Source organism: Novosphingobium sp. B-7 (assembly GCF_000410615.1).
GTDB classification, from domain to species: domain Bacteria; phylum Pseudomonadota; class Alphaproteobacteria; order Sphingomonadales; family Sphingomonadaceae; genus Novosphingobium; species Novosphingobium capsulatum.
Window position 1 is genome coordinate 1 of record NZ_KE148356.1, and the last position, 15358, is coordinate 15358.

General features: G+C 65.8%; 14 protein-coding genes. 3 read left to right on the plus strand and 11 right to left on the minus strand.

Going from position 1 to position 15358, the window contains the following annotated elements:
- Nucleotides 1-574 (minus strand): amidase family protein (locus tag H926_RS0113650; protein ID WP_043609567.1); only part of this gene is annotated, 574 nt, incomplete at its 3' end.
- 241 nt (nt 575-815) lie between these two features.
- Between H926_RS0113650 and H926_RS0113655 the strand changes: the two genes are divergently transcribed.
- The gene (locus tag H926_RS0113655; protein ID WP_028657989.1) at nt 816-1091 is read left to right on the plus strand and encodes a UvrB/UvrC motif-containing protein; all 276 of its coding nucleotides are present in this window, start codon (nt 816-818) and stop codon (nt 1089-1091) included.
- On the opposite strand, the gene H926_RS0113660 is transcribed toward H926_RS0113655, so the two are convergent.
- Together H926_RS0113660 and H926_RS0113665 are read right to left on the minus strand one after the other, a co-directional pair.
- Entirely contained in the window at nt 1088-1933 is an 846-nt protein-coding gene (locus H926_RS0113660; protein WP_028657990.1) for a beta-etherase, read from the minus strand. The genes H926_RS0113655 and H926_RS0113660 overlap by 4 nt on opposite strands.
- 136 nt (nt 1934-2069) lie before the next feature.
- A complete protein-coding gene (locus tag H926_RS0113665) occupies nt 2070-3458 on the minus strand; it encodes an aminomethyltransferase family protein (RefSeq protein WP_022676813.1) in 1389 nt (462 codons plus the stop codon).
- 162 nt (nt 3459-3620) lie between these two features.
- On the opposite strand from H926_RS0113665, the gene H926_RS0113670 reads away from it, so the two are divergent.
- Nucleotides 3621-4631: a nucleoside hydrolase gene (locus H926_RS0113670; protein ID WP_022676814.1), complete on the plus strand. Its 1011-nt coding sequence runs from the start codon at nt 3621-3623 to the stop codon at nt 4629-4631.
- 63 nt (nt 4632-4694) lie between these two features.
- Here H926_RS0113670 and H926_RS0113675 read toward each other — a convergent pair whose 3' ends face one another.
- The 6 genes from H926_RS0113675 to H926_RS0113700 form a co-directional block, all read right to left on the minus strand.
- Nucleotides 4695-4949: an ATP synthase F1 subunit epsilon gene (locus H926_RS0113675; RefSeq protein WP_022676815.1), complete on the minus strand. Its 255-nt coding sequence runs from the start codon at nt 4947-4949 to the stop codon at nt 4695-4697.
- A gap of 130 nt (nt 4950-5079) precedes the next feature.
- Complete coding sequence (atpD, locus tag H926_RS0113680; protein WP_022676816.1) at nt 5080-6531, minus strand: F0F1 ATP synthase subunit beta; 1452 nt, start codon at nt 6529-6531, stop codon at nt 5080-5082.
- A 30-nt stretch (nt 6532-6561) separates the two neighbouring features.
- Nucleotides 6562-7440 (minus strand): F0F1 ATP synthase subunit gamma, encoded by an 879-nt coding sequence (locus H926_RS0113685; RefSeq protein WP_022676817.1) that lies wholly within the window; start codon nt 7438-7440, stop codon nt 6562-6564.
- 68 nt (nt 7441-7508) lie between these two features.
- Complete coding sequence (gene atpA / locus H926_RS0113690; protein ID WP_022676818.1) at nt 7509-9038, minus strand: F0F1 ATP synthase subunit alpha; 1530 nt, start codon at nt 9036-9038, stop codon at nt 7509-7511.
- A gap of 30 nt (nt 9039-9068) precedes the next feature.
- Nucleotides 9069-9623: a F0F1 ATP synthase subunit delta gene (locus tag H926_RS0113695; RefSeq protein ID WP_022676819.1), complete on the minus strand. Its 555-nt coding sequence runs from the start codon at nt 9621-9623 to the stop codon at nt 9069-9071.
- 331 nt (nt 9624-9954) lie between these two features.
- On the minus strand, nt 9955-11511 hold the full coding sequence (locus H926_RS0113700) for a S1C family serine protease (RefSeq protein WP_231627683.1): 1557 nt from the start codon (nt 11509-11511) through the stop codon (nt 9955-9957).
- Between the two features lie 101 nt (nt 11512-11612).
- Between H926_RS0113700 and H926_RS0113705 the strand changes: the two genes are divergently transcribed.
- A complete protein-coding gene (locus tag H926_RS0113705) occupies nt 11613-12644 on the plus strand; it encodes a bifunctional transcriptional activator/DNA repair enzyme AdaA (RefSeq protein WP_022676821.1) in 1032 nt (343 codons plus the stop codon).
- Here the strand turns inward: H926_RS0113705 and H926_RS30885 are convergent.
- Together H926_RS30885 and H926_RS0113715 are read right to left on the minus strand one after the other, a co-directional pair.
- On the minus strand, nt 12641-13612 hold the full coding sequence (locus H926_RS30885; protein WP_022676822.1) for a cupin domain-containing protein: 972 nt from the start codon (nt 13610-13612) through the stop codon (nt 12641-12643). The genes H926_RS0113705 and H926_RS30885 overlap by 4 nt on opposite strands.
- 105 nt (nt 13613-13717) lie before the next feature.
- Nucleotides 13718-15277, minus strand: coding sequence for a cryptochrome/photolyase family protein (locus H926_RS0113715; RefSeq protein ID WP_022676823.1), 1560 nt, complete (start codon nt 15275-15277; stop codon nt 13718-13720).
- Nucleotides 15278-15358: the final 81 nt, after the last annotated feature.

Here is a 15358-nt window from a genome sequence, read left to right on the forward strand (position 1 = left end):
CGGCAAAGCTCGCCGCTGCCGCCGCGCCCGAACCCGCGCTCGATCCGCAGGTGCTGCGGCGCGGGTCATAGGGATTGCGCGCCTGGCCGCCCGTGGCGCTCCACCCGCTGATCGAATGGTTGGAGCGGATATTGGCCCATTCCGACAGGTTGGTCTTGCCCAGGATGATCGCGCCCGCCGCGCGCAGACGCGCCACCAGTGGCGCATCGCGGCCGGTCACATTGCCGGCCAGCGCCAGGCTGCCCGCCGTGGTCGCCACCGGATCGGCGCTTTCGATATTGTCCTTGATCAGGATCGGAATGCCTTCCAGCGGCAGATGGGTGGCATGCGCGCGCCGCCCGGCATCGGCTTGGCGCGCCTGCTCCAGCGCCTGGGGATTGAGCGCGATCACCGCATGCAGCGTGGGATCGAACCGGGCAATGCGCGCCTCATAGGCGGTGACCAGTTCGGCCGAGGTGACGCGCCCGGCATCGAGATCGGCCCGCAGCACGTCGAGCGATTTTTCCGCCACGTCATAGGCATGGGCCGGGGTGGCGAAGAGCATGGCAGTGGCGAGGAGCAATGGCAGGCGCATGGCGGGCGGTTTCCCTTGGGGCGTTGTGCTTGGCCTCGCACCACCCCCCGACCCCCTCCTCTGAAGAGGAGGGGGAGCATACCGTAGCATAGCCCCCTCCTCTTCAGAGGAGGGGGTTGGGGGTGGTGCGAAACCTAACACAACCCACACTGGCACACCCGACCAACCCCGGCCAGTTGCCCTTTGGCCGGTGCGCACAGCCGGGATGGCACTTTCCGCGCCGCTCGCGCATTATGGCAGCATGGCCGAAACGATTCAGACCCTGACCGCGCAGATGGAAGCCGCCGTGGCCGCGCTCGATTTCGAGGAAGCGCGGCGGCTGCGCGATATCATCATTCTGATGCGGGGCGGTGCCAGTGCCGACGGAGCGGCCCGGTCTGATACCACCGGGATCAACCGCCAGGCGCCCGGCGCGATGGGGCTGGGCACCAGCCAGCAAGCCATGACCCCGCCGCCCGGATGGCGCCCGCCCCCCAAGCCAGACCTGATGACCCGAGGGACGAAGCGCAGGCGTTAGGCCGGCTGCTTCATCCCTTGCGTGATCTTCTGCGTTTCGGCCTGGGTAGAGGCGGGGCCGGTGTTGCGCTTGTAGATGCCGCCAAGCCCGCCCTGGCGGGTGAACGCCGGCACGTCGCCCTCGCGCTCGACCAGGCCGAACAGCGGGAACAGGCCGGGATGGCGGCCCAAGCCACCATAGAGATCGAGGCAGCGATCGAGCCAGTCGCGCAGCGGATCATCGTTGGCCAGGACCGGCGTCTTGCACACCGAGGCGGTAAACAGGAAGCCGCCCAGGATGCGGTAATCGGCATAGTTGGGGCTGCTGCCGCCCAGCCAGGCGTGCTGGCCGAGGGCAGAGCGCAGCGGCTCCAGCGCGGCGGAAATGCCGGCCAGGCGGTCTTCGCGGCCGGCCTGGATCTCTTCCAGCTTACAGCCCAGCATCTTTTCGCGCGAATGGGTGATGTATTCGTGATCCTGCGGCACCGAAAGATCGCGATAATCGGCGCAGAAGCAGCGCATCCACGGCCCCACTGCCGCGCCCCAGAACCAGTGGTCCAGCGCCTTGAGCGTGGCCGCCACGCTTTCATGCGGGATCAGCAGCGGGCGATCGGGATAGGTCTTGTCGAGGTATTCGACGATGCCCCAGCTATCGAGCACCCAGGTGCCATCGTCGACGATCGCAGGCAGACGCTCGGTCTTGCCGCCGGTGCGTTCGAGAATGCCAGTAAAGCCGCCGGGCACGACATCCAGATCAAAGCCCTTGTGTTTCAGGGCATATTTGGTGGCCCAGACAAACGGACTGATCGTCGCGCCGGTGGACAGGGCCAGGTCGTAGAACGTGATCTTGTTGTCTTGTGCCATGGCGGCATCCTCTCCTTGGTTGCTGCGATCATGCCATGAATTGTTAGCAAGGCAAACAAAATATCCGCCCAAAAAGAAAGCGCCGGCCTCCGTCGGGTGGAGGCCGGCGCCCACGCCAGGGATCGCTCCCTCGCGCTTACTTTTGCGTGCGCCAGCCTTCGGCATAGGCGTCGCGCGCCACTTCGGAATAGGGCACGGGGCTGACCACGGCCTTGATTTCGGTCTGCACATGCGGCTCCACGGTGGGCTTGGTGGTGCCGCCGTTGGGTTCGCCCCACAGCAGGCTGACTTCGCCGCCGATGGTTTCGTGGCCCTTGTCCATCATCGCCAGGGTCAGGAACTTGCCCTCGTTGGCCGAATAGCCGATCCAGGTGGAGAGGCCGACCATCTGCCCGTCCTTGAGCACCTGGTCGAACGGATGCATGGCATAGACCGCGCTGGGATATTCCATGAACTTGGCGCGATCGCCCTTGCTCAGCGCCGAAGACTGCACGCGCATCACGTCTTCGTTGTCGAGCGCCAGGGTCACCTTGGTGCGGTGGTTGCCGACGGCGTGCATCTTTTCCAGCGCGGCGCGGCCGATGAAATCATGGTCGAACTTGACGAACGGGCCATAGCCCAGGTCCCACGGCGTGGTGTAATAGCCTTCGACGGTTTCGGGCACATAGCTGCCGCCGACCGAGCACTTGGCTTCATAGGAATTGGCCGAGAGCCATTCGCGATAGGGCGCCAGCGCCTCGCCGGTGTAGATCGCCGGCAGCGGGGAGGGGATCCAGCCCGATTCCAGCGTGTTGGACGAATAGGCGCGGCCACCGACCAGGGCCATGCCGAACTCCTTGCCGGCTTCGACCAGCGCGGCATGCACCGCGCCATAGTCTTCCCACGGACCGAACAGTTCAAAGCCCGGCTGGCCGGCCATGCCGTGGCGCAGCGCGCGCACGTCCTTGCCGCCGATGGTCATGCGCGTCATGTGGAAGAACTTGAGTTCGGGCGGAGTCTTGCCCGTGGCCTTCTCGATGATCTTCATCGCGTTGGGGCCCTGGATCTGGAAGCGATAGCTGTTGCGCTTGCCATCGCTGCGCATCGCCCAGCGCTCGTCGCGCTCCACCGTCACGTTCCAGTTGCCGGTGGCGGCATGGTATTCCACCCATTCGATCGTGGGTGCGCGGCCAACCAGGTTGAACTCGTTCTCGTCCAGGTAGAACAGGATCACGTCGCCGATGACATAGCCATCGGGGGTAACCGGCACGAACTGCTTGGCGCGATCGGGCTGGAAGTTCTTGAAAGTGTTGATGCCCAGGTATTCCAGCATCTTGAACGCGTCGGGCCCGCGCACGGCCAGGTCCACCATGTGGTACGACTGGTTATACAGCACAGCGGTGTGGCCCCATGCCCACTGCTCCGCCCGCCAGTTGGAATATTCGGCAGGCACGCCGGGATAGACGTTGGGGCCGACCTGCTGGTTACGCAGGAAATCGACCAGGTTGGCTTGCGCGCCAATCACGTTGGCCAGGTTTTGGGTCATGACAGGTATCTCTCCCTCGGGCTTTGTCGGCACATTCCATGCCTTAAATTCACTCTGTTGAAAAGTTCACAAACGTGAATTTGCAAAAAAGTTCGCGTGCCTATCAAAAAAGCCTGTGCCGCGCTCGGTTGACAGGGCTGCCCAAAGTGCTGTGATTGTTCGATGGACCTGTCACGCCGCGCCGCCCTGTTGGGCCTCTCCGCCCTACCGATGTTCCCGCTTGTGGCTCGCGCCGAGGAAATCTTGCCCGATTCGCCGCCGCGCATGCGGGTGATTGTGGACAACGACCTCGCGGGCGATCCCGACGGCCTGTTCGCGCTGGCCCATGCGCTGCGCAGCCCTTCGGCCGACGTGCGCCTCATCGTCGGGTCGCACCTGCATTCGCCCCGGGACGCCGAGCCCGACGATGGGCATCAGGCCGACAAGGCTGCGGCCAAGGCGCGTGAACTGCTCGACGTGATGGGCATCACCGGGCGCGTGCCCGTAGTGCGCGGTGCCGAAGGGGCTCTGGGACGGGCCGATCGGCGTGATTCGGCGCAGGCGGTTGCCGCCATCGTGGCGGAAGCAATGCGCAGCGATACCAAGACTCCGTTGTTCTACACGGCCGGCGCCGGGCTGACCGATCTGACCGCCGCGTTGCGGGCCGAGCCGCGCATTGCGCCGCGTATGACGCTGGTCTGGATCGGGGGCAGCGAGCACGAGGGGGCCGCGCCGCCGCCGGGCGGAGCGCAGGCGGAATACAACTTCACCATCGATCCGGCAGCGGCGCAGTACGTGTTTGGCGAAAGCGCCATTCCCATCTGGCAGGTGCCGCGCAATGCCTATCGCCAGATGCTGGTCAGTCTGGCCGAACTGCGCCTGCTGGGGCAAAGCGGCCCGGTCGGCGCGTGGCTGGTGGCACAGCTGGCGCGGACGCGCCGGGCCGTCGTGCCAATGGGGCTCAATCTTGGCGAGACCTATGCCCTGGGCGATAGCCCGCTGGTGACGCTGACAGCCCTGCAAAGCGCGTTCGAGCCCGACAGTGCATCGTGCCGCTATCACCTGGCGCCCACGCCGCGGCTGGATGGCCAGGGTGCCTACCTGCCCCGGCCGGATGGGCGGCCCATGCGCGTCTATGACTGGATCGACACCCGGCTGACCTTTGCCGACATGTTTGCCAAGCTGCACGCCTGAAACGCAAAACGGGCCGGCGCCCCAAAGGCACCGGCCCGTTTGCACATCCGTGGGATGCGTGCGTCAGCCTTCGACGTGTTCGGCCAGAACCGTGAGGCCCTTGGCGTTCACTTCGGCAAAGCCGCCTTGCACGCGGATTTCTTCCGGCTGGCCGCCCTGCGTGCGATAGACCTTGATCGTGCCGTCCTTGACCGTGGACATGAACGGCGCGTGGCCTTCGAGAACGCCGAATTCGCCTTCGGTGCCGGGAACGACAACCTGCCACACCGCTTCCGAGCGGACGAGGCGAGCCGGGGTGACGAGTTCAAAGTGGAGCATGGGCCGTCTCTACACGCCCCTACCGCGGGCGGGAGGGGCTGGGGGAGGGGCTGTTTGCCGGTTCCGAAGGAGGGCGCCCCTACAGGCCCTCCCCCGACCCCTCCCGCGTGCGGGAGGGGGGTGCTTTATATCAGGCTTCGGCAGCCAGCTTCTTGGCCTTTTCAACGGCTTCGTCGATGCCGCCAACCATGTAGAACGCGGCTTCGGGCAGGTGATCGTATTCGCCGTCAACCACCGCCTTGAACGAGCGGACGGTGTCTTCGAGCTGGACGAACTTGCCGGGGATGCCGGTGAACACTTCGGCCACGTGGAACGGCTGCGAAAGGAAGCGCTGGATCTTGCGGGCGCGGGCCACGGTCAGCTTATCTTCTTCCGACAGTTCGTCCATGCCCAAGATGGCGATGATGTCCTGCAGCGACTTGTACTTCTGCAGGGTTTCCTGGACGCGGCGTGCGGTTTCGTAGTGCTCTGCACCAACGATGCGCGGTTCGAGCACGCGGCTGGTCGAGTCGAGCGGGTCCACCGCCGGATAGATGCCGAGTTCCGAGATCGCGCGGTTCAGCGTGGTCGTGGCGTCGAGGTGGGCGAACGAGGTGGCCGGCGCAGGGTCGGTCAAGTCGTCGGCCGGCACGTAGATCGCCTGGACCGAGGTGATCGAACCCTTGTTGGTCGAGGTGATGCGTTCCTGCAACTGGCCCATGTCGGTCGACAGGGTGGGCTGGTAACCCACGGCCGAGGGAATGCGGCCAAGCAGCGCCGACACTTCCGAGCCGGCCTGGGTGAAGCGGAAGATGTTGTCCACGAAGAACAGCACGTCCTGGCCTTCCTGGTCACGGAAGTATTCGGCCATGGTCAGGCCCGAGAGCGCGACGCGAGCGCGGGCGCCCGGCGGTTCGTTCATCTGGCCATAGACCAGCGCAACCTTGGAACCTTCCGAGGTGGCGTTGCCATCGGCGTCCTTGGCGATAACGCCGGCGTCGAGGAATTCGTGATAGAGGTCGTTGCCTTCGCGGGTGCGTTCACCCACGCCGGCAAAGACCGACACGCCGCCGTGGCCCTTGGCGATGTTGTTGATCAGTTCCTGGATCAGCACGGTCTTGCCCACGCCGGCGCCGCCGAACAGGCCGATCTTGCCGCCCTTGGCATAAGGCGCGAGCAGGTCGATCACCTTGATGCCGGTGACCAGGATCGCCGCTTCGGTCGACTGGTCGATGAATTCGGGAGCCTTGGCGTGGATGGGGGCGAACTGGGTGGCGCCAACCGGGCCGCGTTCGTCGATGGGATCACCCACGACGTTGAGAATGCGGCCAAGCGTCTTGGGGCCGACCGGCACCGAGATCTGCGCGCCGGTGCTGGTCACCGACTGGCCACGGGTGAGGCCTTCGGTCGAGTCCATGGCGATGGTGCGCACGGTGTTTTCACCCAGGTGCTGCGCCACTTCCAGCACCAGGCGGTTGCCGTTGTTGCTGGTTTCGAGAGCCGAGAGGATGGCCGGCAGTTCGCCGTCGAATTGAACGTCGACGACGGCGCCGATGACCTGGCTGATCTTGCCGGTCGATGTGATGACAGGTGCGGTTGCCATTCTAGTCTTTCCTTGCCTGCTGGGTCGTCGTCAAAGCGCTTCGGCGCCGGCGATGATTTCGATGAGTTCGGTGGTGATCGCGGCCTGGCGGCTGCGGTTGTATTGGATGGTCAGCTTCTTGATCAGCTCGCCGGCGTTGCGCGTGGCATTGTCCATCGCGGTCATCGAGGCGCCCTGTTCGCTGGCCATGTTCTCAATCAGCGCCCCGAACAGCTGGACACGCAGATAGCGCGGCAGCAGGTCAGCGAGGATCGCTTCCTCGTCGGGTTCGTAATCGACCACGGCGCCGCCATCGTTGGCAACGGCCACGGTCGGGGCCGGCACCGGGATGATCTGCTGGGTGGTGGGGATCTGCACCAGCGCGCTGCGGAACTTGGAATAGATCAGGTGCGCCACGTCGAACTGGCCGGCCTCGTACATGGCCAGCAGTTCGTTGGCGATCTTTTCCGCTTCGGCAAAGCCGGCCTCGCGCACCACGGTGGTGTCGAACCCACCGGCAATCGCGCTGGGATAATCGCGCCGGATCGGGGCGCGGCCCTTGCGGCCGACGAGGTAGAACTTCACCGTCTTGCCCTGGGCAAGCAGTTCCTGCGCCTTGGCCTTGGCGGCCTTGACGATGTTGGCGTTGAACGCGCCGCACAGGCCGCGATCGGAATTGGCGACGACCAGCAGGTGAACCTGGTCCTTGCCATTGCCGGCCAGCAGCTTGGGGCTGCCTTCACCAACCTGCACCTTGCTGGCGAGGCTGGCCATGACACCGGCGAGGCGGCCGGCATAGGGGCGCGCGGCCTCGGCAGCGGCCTGCGCCTTGCGCAGCTTGGCCGCGGCGACCATCTGCTTGGCCTTGGTGATCTTCTGGGTCGACTTGACCGAGTTGATCCGCAGCTTGAGTTCCTTGAGCGAGGCCACTCGTCTATCTCCACTTCATCTCCCCCGGCTGGCCGTGCTGGCCCACCGGGGGGATGAATCATGCGTTATCAGGCGAACTGCTTGGCGAAAGCGTCGAGCGCTTCCTTGAGCTTGGCCTTGGCGCCGTCGCCCAGATCCTTGGTGTCGCGGATTTCGGCGAGCAGGTCGGCCTTCTGCGTGCGCAGGAAGCTCAAGAGTTCGGCTTCGTATTCGGTGACCTGGTCGACCGGCACGGCGTCGAGGTAGCCCTGGGTGCCGGCAAAGATCACGCAGGTCTGCTCTTCAAAGCCCTGCGGCGAGAACTGCGGCTGCTTGAGCAGCTCGGTCAGGCGCGCACCGCGGTTGAGCAGCTTCTGCGTCGAGGCATCGAGGTCAGACCCGAACTGGGCGAAGGCCGCCATTTCGCGGTACTGCGCCAGCTCCAGCTTGATCGAGCCGGCCACCTTCTTCATCGCCTTGGTCTGGGCCGAGGAGCCCACGCGCGACACAGAGAGGCCGACGTTGATGGCCGGACGGATGCCCTGGTAGAACAGCCCGGTTTCCAGGAAGATCTGGCCGTCGGTGATCGAGATCACGTTGGTCGGGATGTAGGCCGACACGTCACCGGCCTGGGTTTCGATGATCGGCAGGGCGGTCAGCGAACCGGCGCCGTTGTCGTCGTTCATCTTGGCGGCGCGTTCGAGCAGGCGGCTGTGCAGGTAGAACACGTCACCCGGATAGGCTTCGCGGCCCGGCGGGCGACGCAGCAGCAGCGACATCTGGCGATAGGCCACGGCCTGCTTGGAAAGGTCATCGTACACGATCACGGCGTGCATGCCGTTGTCGCGGAAGAATTCACCCATGGTGCAGCCGGTGTAGGGCGCCAGGTACTGCAGCGGGGCCGGTTCCGAAGCGGTGGCGGCCACGACGATGGTGTATTCCATCGCGCCGTTTTCTTCGAGCTGGCGCACGATCTGGGCCACGGTCGAGCGCTTCTGGCCGATCGCGACGTAGATGCAGTACAGCTTCTTGCCTTCGTCCGAACCGGCGTTGACGGCCTTCTGGTTGATGAAGGTGTCGATCGCGACGGCGGTCTTGCCGGTCTGGCGGTCACCGATGATCAGTTCGCGCTGGCCACGGCCCACGGGCACCAGGGCGTCGATCGCCTTGAGGCCGGTCTGCACGGGTTCGTGCACCGACTTGCGCGGGATGATGCCGGGAGCCTTGACTTCGACGCGGCGGCGCTCGGTGTATTCGATCGGGCCCTTGCCATCGATCGGATTGCCCAGCGCGTCGACCACGCGGCCCAGCAGACCCTTGCCGATCGGAACGTCCACGATCGTGCCGGTGCGCTTGACGGTGTCGCCTTCCTTGATCTCGGCGTCAGAGCCGAAGATCACGACGCCGACGTTGTCGGCTTCGAGGTTGAGGGCCATGCCCTTGATGCCGTTGGCGAATTCGACCATTTCGCCGGCCTGGACCTGATCCAGCCCGTGGATGCGGGCGATGCCGTCGCCGACCGACAGCACGGAGCCGACTTCCGAGACCTGGGCCTCGGTGCCGAAGCTGGCGATCTGGTCCTTGATGACCTTAGAGATTTCAGCGGCGCGGATTTCCATCGTTCAGCCTTTCGTGCAAACTTTTTGGCTTCAGCCCTTCATGGCCTGGGCGAGCGAATTGAGACGGGTGCGGATCGAGCTGTCGATCATCTGGCTGCCGATCTTGACGACCAGCCCGCCGAGAATCTCGGGATCGACCGCAGTCTTGAGCTTGATCGACTTGCCGGCACGGGCAGCGAGCTTTTCCGACAGCGCAGCGATCTGGCCGTCGTCGAGCGGATGCGCGCTGGTGACATGGGCAGTCACTTCGTTGCGGGCAGCTGCAGCAATCGCGGCATAGGCGCGCGCCACATCGGGCAGGGCGGACAGGCGGCGGTTGCCAGCGATCACGCCGAGGAAGTTGGCGGTGAGGGGCGAAACGCCCAGCACCTGGCCAACGGCGGCGATCGCACGGGCGGCGTCTTCGCGGGCGACCTGCGGATTGCGGATCAGCGCGGCGAAATCAGCCGATTCGCGCAGGGCGTCAGCCAGGCGCTCAAGATCGCCTTCCACGGCCGCAACCAGGCCCTGTTCATTTGCCAGCTCATAAAGTGCGGAAGCATAACGCCCCGCCAGGCTGGCCGTGATGCCGCTGGAAATCTCCACGCGCCTCAGTCCCCTTCGTCCAAGGATTTCAAGCAAGGCGCATGACGCGCAAAAAATGCACGTGACGGCCCGCAGTCCCGGCGCGCCTAGCAACGTCACCGCCATATGACAAGTCACCAGTTGGCAGCCCCTGTTAATGGAGGCGCAAACGTATGCGTATCAGCGTGTCGAAACGTCTCACGCGTGGGACGGCGTAGGCGGGGAAAGGTGGCTTGGCCCGCCGAGGGTGATTCGGGGGAGGCGGGGCTGGGGGTGGTGGGAAGCCTTGCACTACCCTTCCGCCCCCCCCCGACCCCCTCCTCTGAAGAGGAGGGGGAGAGGCGGCCAACGATCAGGGCACCGGCTGGCAATTGTAGCGCATGCGTTCATTGGGTTCTGCGGGCAGCAGTGCGCGGATCGCTTGTTGGGCGTCGCCAAAGCGGCGGGCTTCGGCCTCTCCGGCGCCGCAGGCCGGGGCCACCACCTTTTGCCGGGCATCGCGCGCCTGATTCATGGCATCGAGGCCCATGAGGAAGCGTTCGACGGTATAGCTGCGGCTGTCGGGATCGAAGTGGGTAACCGCGATGGTATCCTCGCCATTGGGCACCAGCACGCGCGACCAGCCATCGGCGGCCAGGCCATATTGGCTGCGCTGGTTCATGCAGCCGTCCTGGCTCCAGGTGATCGGCACATCGGTGATGTCTGACACGGTCACGCGGCTGCGCTGGGGATCTAGCACGCAGATGAACTTGCCGGTAGCGGCTTTGCCGCCGGCCGCCGTGCTCGCCAGGGCATCGGGCGTGCCGCTGGCGGCGGCCACGATATCCTGCGCGCGGTTGTCGATCGACAGCAGGCTGGGCCGCAGTGCCCAGGCCGCCACGGTGCCCAGCAGCAGCAGCAGCGCGCTGCCGCCGGCGATGCGCGTGGCATTGGCGTTGTCGCGCTGGGCATAGATGAACGCCGCGCCGCCTGCGCCCAGCGTTGCCACCAGCAGCAGCACGGCAATCGCCATGCCGTTGTCGCGCTGGGTCAAGATCTCGATCTCGGCCTGGCGGCGCGCGGTTTCCAGCGCGCGGGCGTGGGCATTCTGGCGCGCTTCGTTTTGCGCAGCCTGGCGCGCCTGGTCGCTGGCAGCGCGTTCGCTGTCGGCGCGGTCGAGATCGGCGATGGAGGTGCAGGGCAGGTCGCTGGCGTGGGCCTGGACATTGTTCTGCTGCAGGAAGCGTGACAGCTCCCGCATCGAGATGGCGAAATAGAACGCCGAATCGGTGCTGTTGTCGCTGACCGTGCCGAACGAGTTGACCCCGACGACGCGGCCGCAGGCATCGAGCAGCGGACCGCCCGAATTGCCCGCACCGATCGGCGCGGTGTGCAGGATCGTGTCGAATTCCTTGGAACTGCGCCCGGCCGAGACGTAGCCCCGGGTCTTTACCGCCGCCTGGGGGCTGACCAGATCCGACAGCGACAGGCCCTGCGCCAGATCGACGTTGCCGGGATAGCCCACCGCGCTGACATCGGCGCCATCGCTCACCTGGCCGGCATAGAGCGAAAGCGGCGCGAGCCGGCCGCCGCCCTGGATCTTGAGCAGGGCCAGGTCGTTGCGCGGGGAATAGGCGACGACGCGCGCTTCATAGCCGCCGCGCCCCTGCGGCGGTACGATGCCGGCGATCAGGGTATCGTCCTGGCGCAGCGCCTCTACCACGTGGGCATTGGTGACGACATATTCGGGCGTGACGGCAAAGCCGCTGCCATGGCCGATCATGGTGGAACTGCGCCCTTCGGTTTGGACGATCACGACACGCACGACGCCACGGCTGGCGGCGGCGATGTCGGCCGGATCGGCCAGCGCCGGCAGGGCCGGCACCAGGACAAGGGCAACGATGAGCGAGGCGATGAGGCGGCGCAACATGGCGCAGGTCATTGCCGGGATTTGCTTTGATCGCAAGGCGCGGGATGCGCGCGGGCGGCAAGGATGGCATGAAGGGCAGAGGAAAACACACAGGACTGGCCATGAACAACACCCCACCCCTCGATCCCCAGGCCTGCTGGCAGGCCGTGCTGGCGCGCGACCGGGCGTGGGATGGGGTGTTTGTCACCGGCGTGCTGACCACCGGGATCTATTGCCGGCCATCGTGCGCGGCCCGCCATCCGGCGCGGGGCAATGTGCGCTTCTTTGCCGATGGCGCCCAAGCACGCGCGGCCGGGCTGCGGGCCTGCCTGCGCTGCCGGCCTGATGACCTGGCGCGCGATGCCGCTGCCGTGGCCGGGGCGATCGCCGCGATCAAGGCGGCCGAGACTGCGCCCACGCTCGATGCCCTGGCGGCGCAGGCCGGCTATTCCCCCGCCCATTTCCAGAAGCTGTTCACCAGCCACACCGGGCTTTCCCCGGCCGCCTATGCCCGCGCGCTGCGCCAGCGGCGCATGGGCGATGTGCTGGCCGGTGCCGATAGCGTGACCGAGGCGATCCACGAGGCCGGCTATGGCGCGCCCTCGCGCTTTTATGCCGAAAGCGACCGGCTGGGCATGGCGCCATCGGCCTGGCGCAATGGCGGGGCGGGCGTGACGATCCGCTGGGCGCAGGTGGCCACCTCGCTTGGGCCGATGCTGGTGGCCGCCACCGACAAGGGCGTTTGCCGCCTGTCGTTTGGCGAAGGGGAGGACGCCTTGCGCGCCCGCTTTCCTAAGGCGACTCTGATCGCGGGCGGGGCAGACTTTGCCGCGCTGCTCGATGCCGTGGTCGATGCGGTGGAAGTGCCGGGGCGGGCCGACCATATCCCGCTCGATGTGGCCGGCACCGCCTTTCAGGAGTCGGTGTGGCGGCAGTTGCAGGCGATCCCGCCGGGCGAAACCCGCAGCTATGCTCAGATCGCCGCCGCCGTCGGCAAGCCCGGCGCGATGCGCGCCACCGGCAGTGCCAATGGTGCCAACAACGTCGCGGTGCTGATCCCCTGCCACCGCGTCGTGCGATCGGACGGCACCCTGGGCGGCTATGCCTATGGCCTGGAGATCAAGCGCCAGCTGCTGGAGCGTGAGCGGTCTTAAGGGGCGAGGATCACCGTATCGGCGGGGCGCCAGGCCGGCGTGGCCGCCACATAGAACGTGAGGCGCGCGGTGGCCGTAATGCGGTGCGGCACCTGTGGCGGTAGATAGACCACCGAGCCGGTTTTGAGAGGTTGCACGGCACTGCCGATCTGGACGCTGCCTTCGCCACTGGTGACGAACATCACTTCGTGCCCTTCCTTGGTCATCATGCTGGGCATGGCGCGTCCAGCGGCGATGACAAAGCGGGCCGCGCTGATCTGGTCTGCGTGCTGCGGCGCGGTGCGGCCGACCAGTTCCTGCAACGATACCGGATTTGCGGCGGGGGTGGCGGGCGCCGGCGCTTCGGCTGCGCTTTTGCCAGGGGCATCGTCGCGCGTCAGTTTTCTGATCTGTTTGGCAAATGCCGGGTATCGCACCAAGAGATCGGCCCGCTTTCCGGCCTCATAATCGGCATATTCAAAGCCGGGCGCCAGGGTGTTGGCGCCAAAACTGTAGGCGCTGCGGGGCGCGCCGATCGGGATCGCCCCCATCCAGGTGCCGCGCGGCACCAGGATCTGCGGCTCCTGGCCCGCCAGAACATTGCTGCCCCAGATTTTGACCTCGCCATGGCCATCGGGGTAGAGCAGCAGCAACTGGGCCGGATTGCCGCCGTAGAAGTGCCACATCTCGTCGGTGGCGAGCCGGTGCATGGCGGAAAAGTCACGCTGGGTGAGGATCAGGTAGGTTGCGGTATAAGCCCAGCGCGTGCCGGGATAGCGATCAGCGAGTGCGCCGCCGACTTCATCCTTGCTTTTGAAGGTCTGGATGAACCACGGCCCTTCGTGCGGGATGTTTTCCATGTGGAAATGGCGGATCAGCGCCTGCGCGCCGGCTGGAACACCATCGGCATTTGCCGGGCGCGCCATAACCCCCGTGCTGCCGCATCCCAGCAGCAGTAGCGCACCGCCCAGCAACAGCGCTTTTGTCATGCTTGTACTCCCTCACGCGGCAACCTGGCCCCCATGCCAGCGCAGCAGCGCGATCTTAGGCATGACAACCGGGCACGTCGCGCAGGAATTGTTCGGCGCTGCGCCTTACGCGCGTGCCCAGCCTTTCTTTGCCGGTTCCAGCGTTTCGAGGAAGGCAGCGGCGCTGTCGCGGTATTCGGCCTGCTTGTCGGCGCTCATGCGTCGCCAGGTGGCGTAGGGGTTGGCGAGGCGCGGGTTGCCGGCCAGGCGTTCCTCGTTGCGGGCGAGGAAATCCCAGTAGAGCGCGTTGAACGGGCAGGCGCCGTCGCCCACCTTGCGCTTCACGTCATAGCGGCAATCGCCACAATAGTTGCTCATCCGGTCGATATAGGCGCCGCTGGCGGCATAGGGTTTCGACGCCAGCTTGCCGCCATCGGCAAACAGCGCCATGCCGGCCACGTTGGGCAGTTCCACCCATTCAAAGGCATCGGCGTAAACCACCAGGAACCAGTCGGCCACGTCTTGCGGAGACAGCCCGGCAAGCAGTGCGAAATTGCCCATGACCATCAGCCGCTGGATATGGTGGGCATAGGCATTCTTGTGCGTGGCGCGCACGCAATCGGCCACGCAGGCCATGTCGGTTTCGCCGGTCCACCAGAATTCGGGCAGGGGCCGCGTGGCGCCCAGCTGGTTGGCTTTGCTCAGATCGGGCATGGTCAGCCAATAGATGCCGCGCACATATTCGCGCCAGCCGATGACCTGGCGGATGAAGCCTTCGACTGCCTCGATCGGGGCGCGGCCTTCGCGCCATTCGGTCTCGGCGCGGCGGCACATCTCCACCGGATCGATCAGCCCGATGTTGAGCGCCGGGCTGATCACCGCGTGATACATCGTGTCGGTGCCGGCCATCATCGCATCCTGATAGCGGCCGAACAGCGGCAGCCGCGTTTTCAGGAAGCGGTCAAAGGCATGGGCGGCCTGTGCCGCCGTAACCGGCCAGGCAAAGTGATCGAGGCTGCCGAAATGCCCGGCAAAGCGCGCCTCGACCAGGGCAATCACCTCTTGCGTGATGGCATCGGGGGCAAAGTGCGAGACGGCGGGCGGGCGGCACTCCGCGTCGGGGCCGCCGCGGTTTTCCGCGTCGAAGTTCCATTTGCCGCCCGCCGGCTTGTCGCCGTCCATCAACAGGCCGGTCTTGCGGCGCATCTCGCGATAGAAATACTCCATGCGCCATTGCTTGCGCCCGGCGGCCCACTGGAAGAAATCGGGTAGCGGGCAGACAAAGCGGGTATCGGGCAGCACCCGCAGCCGCACGCCCAGCGTATCGCGCCAGGCCGTGATCATCTCGCGCACGCGCCATTCGCCCGGTTCGGTGATCTGCACGCCGCGCGGGGCATGGCGCCGGATCGCGCGCTGTACCTCCGCCGTGAAACTGCCGGTGTTGCCGGGATCATCCAGTTTTACGTAATCGACGGTGAAGCCGGTATCGCGCAGTTCCCGGGCGAAATGGCGCATTGCCGAAAAGATCAGCGCGATCTTGGCCTTGTGGTGGCGCACATATTGCGTCTCGTCCCACACCTCCATCATCAGCACCACGGTGTCTTCGGGCGTGCGATCAGCCAGGCTCGACAGGCCATGGGAAAGCTGGTCCCCCAGCACGGGGACAAGGACGGGGCCGTTGCTCATGATCGCTCAAACGAAGCTGTAGGGATCGATATCCACCGCCACCCTTACCCCTTGGGGAAAGCGGAACGGCTCCAGCCACTG

Coding starts and splice junctions, on each gene's coding strand:
- H926_RS0113660 (WP_028657990.1), bottom strand. CDS start 1,933: ATGGCACAAGACAACAAGATCACGTTCTACGACCTGGCCCTGTCCACC.
- atpD (WP_022676816.1), bottom strand. CDS start 6,531: ATGGCAACCGCACCTGTCATCACATCGACCGGCAAGATCAGCCAGGTC.
- atpA (WP_022676818.1), bottom strand. CDS start 9,038: ATGGAAATCCGCGCCGCTGAAATCTCTAAGGTCATCAAGGACCAGATC.
- H926_RS0113705 (WP_022676821.1), top strand. CDS start 11,613: ATGAACAACACCCCACCCCTCGATCCCCAGGCCTGCTGGCAGGCCGTG.
- H926_RS0113665 (WP_022676813.1), bottom strand. CDS start 3,458: ATGACCCAAAACCTGGCCAACGTGATTGGCGCGCAAGCCAACCTGGTC.
- H926_RS0113670 (WP_022676814.1), top strand. CDS start 3,621: ATGGACCTGTCACGCCGCGCCGCCCTGTTGGGCCTCTCCGCCCTACCG.
- H926_RS0113715 (WP_022676823.1), bottom strand. CDS start 15,277: ATGAGCAACGGCCCCGTCCTTGTCCCCGTGCTGGGGGACCAGCTTTCC.
- H926_RS0113655 (WP_028657989.1), top strand. CDS start 816: ATGGCCGAAACGATTCAGACCCTGACCGCGCAGATGGAAGCCGCCGTG.
- H926_RS0113675 (WP_022676815.1), bottom strand. CDS start 4,949: ATGCTCCACTTTGAACTCGTCACCCCGGCTCGCCTCGTCCGCTCGGAA.
- H926_RS30885 (WP_022676822.1), bottom strand. CDS start 13,612: ATGACAAAAGCGCTGTTGCTGGGCGGTGCGCTACTGCTGCTGGGATGC.
- H926_RS0113700 (WP_231627683.1), bottom strand. CDS start 11,511: ATGTTGCGCCGCCTCATCGCCTCGCTCATCGTTGCCCTTGTCCTGGTG.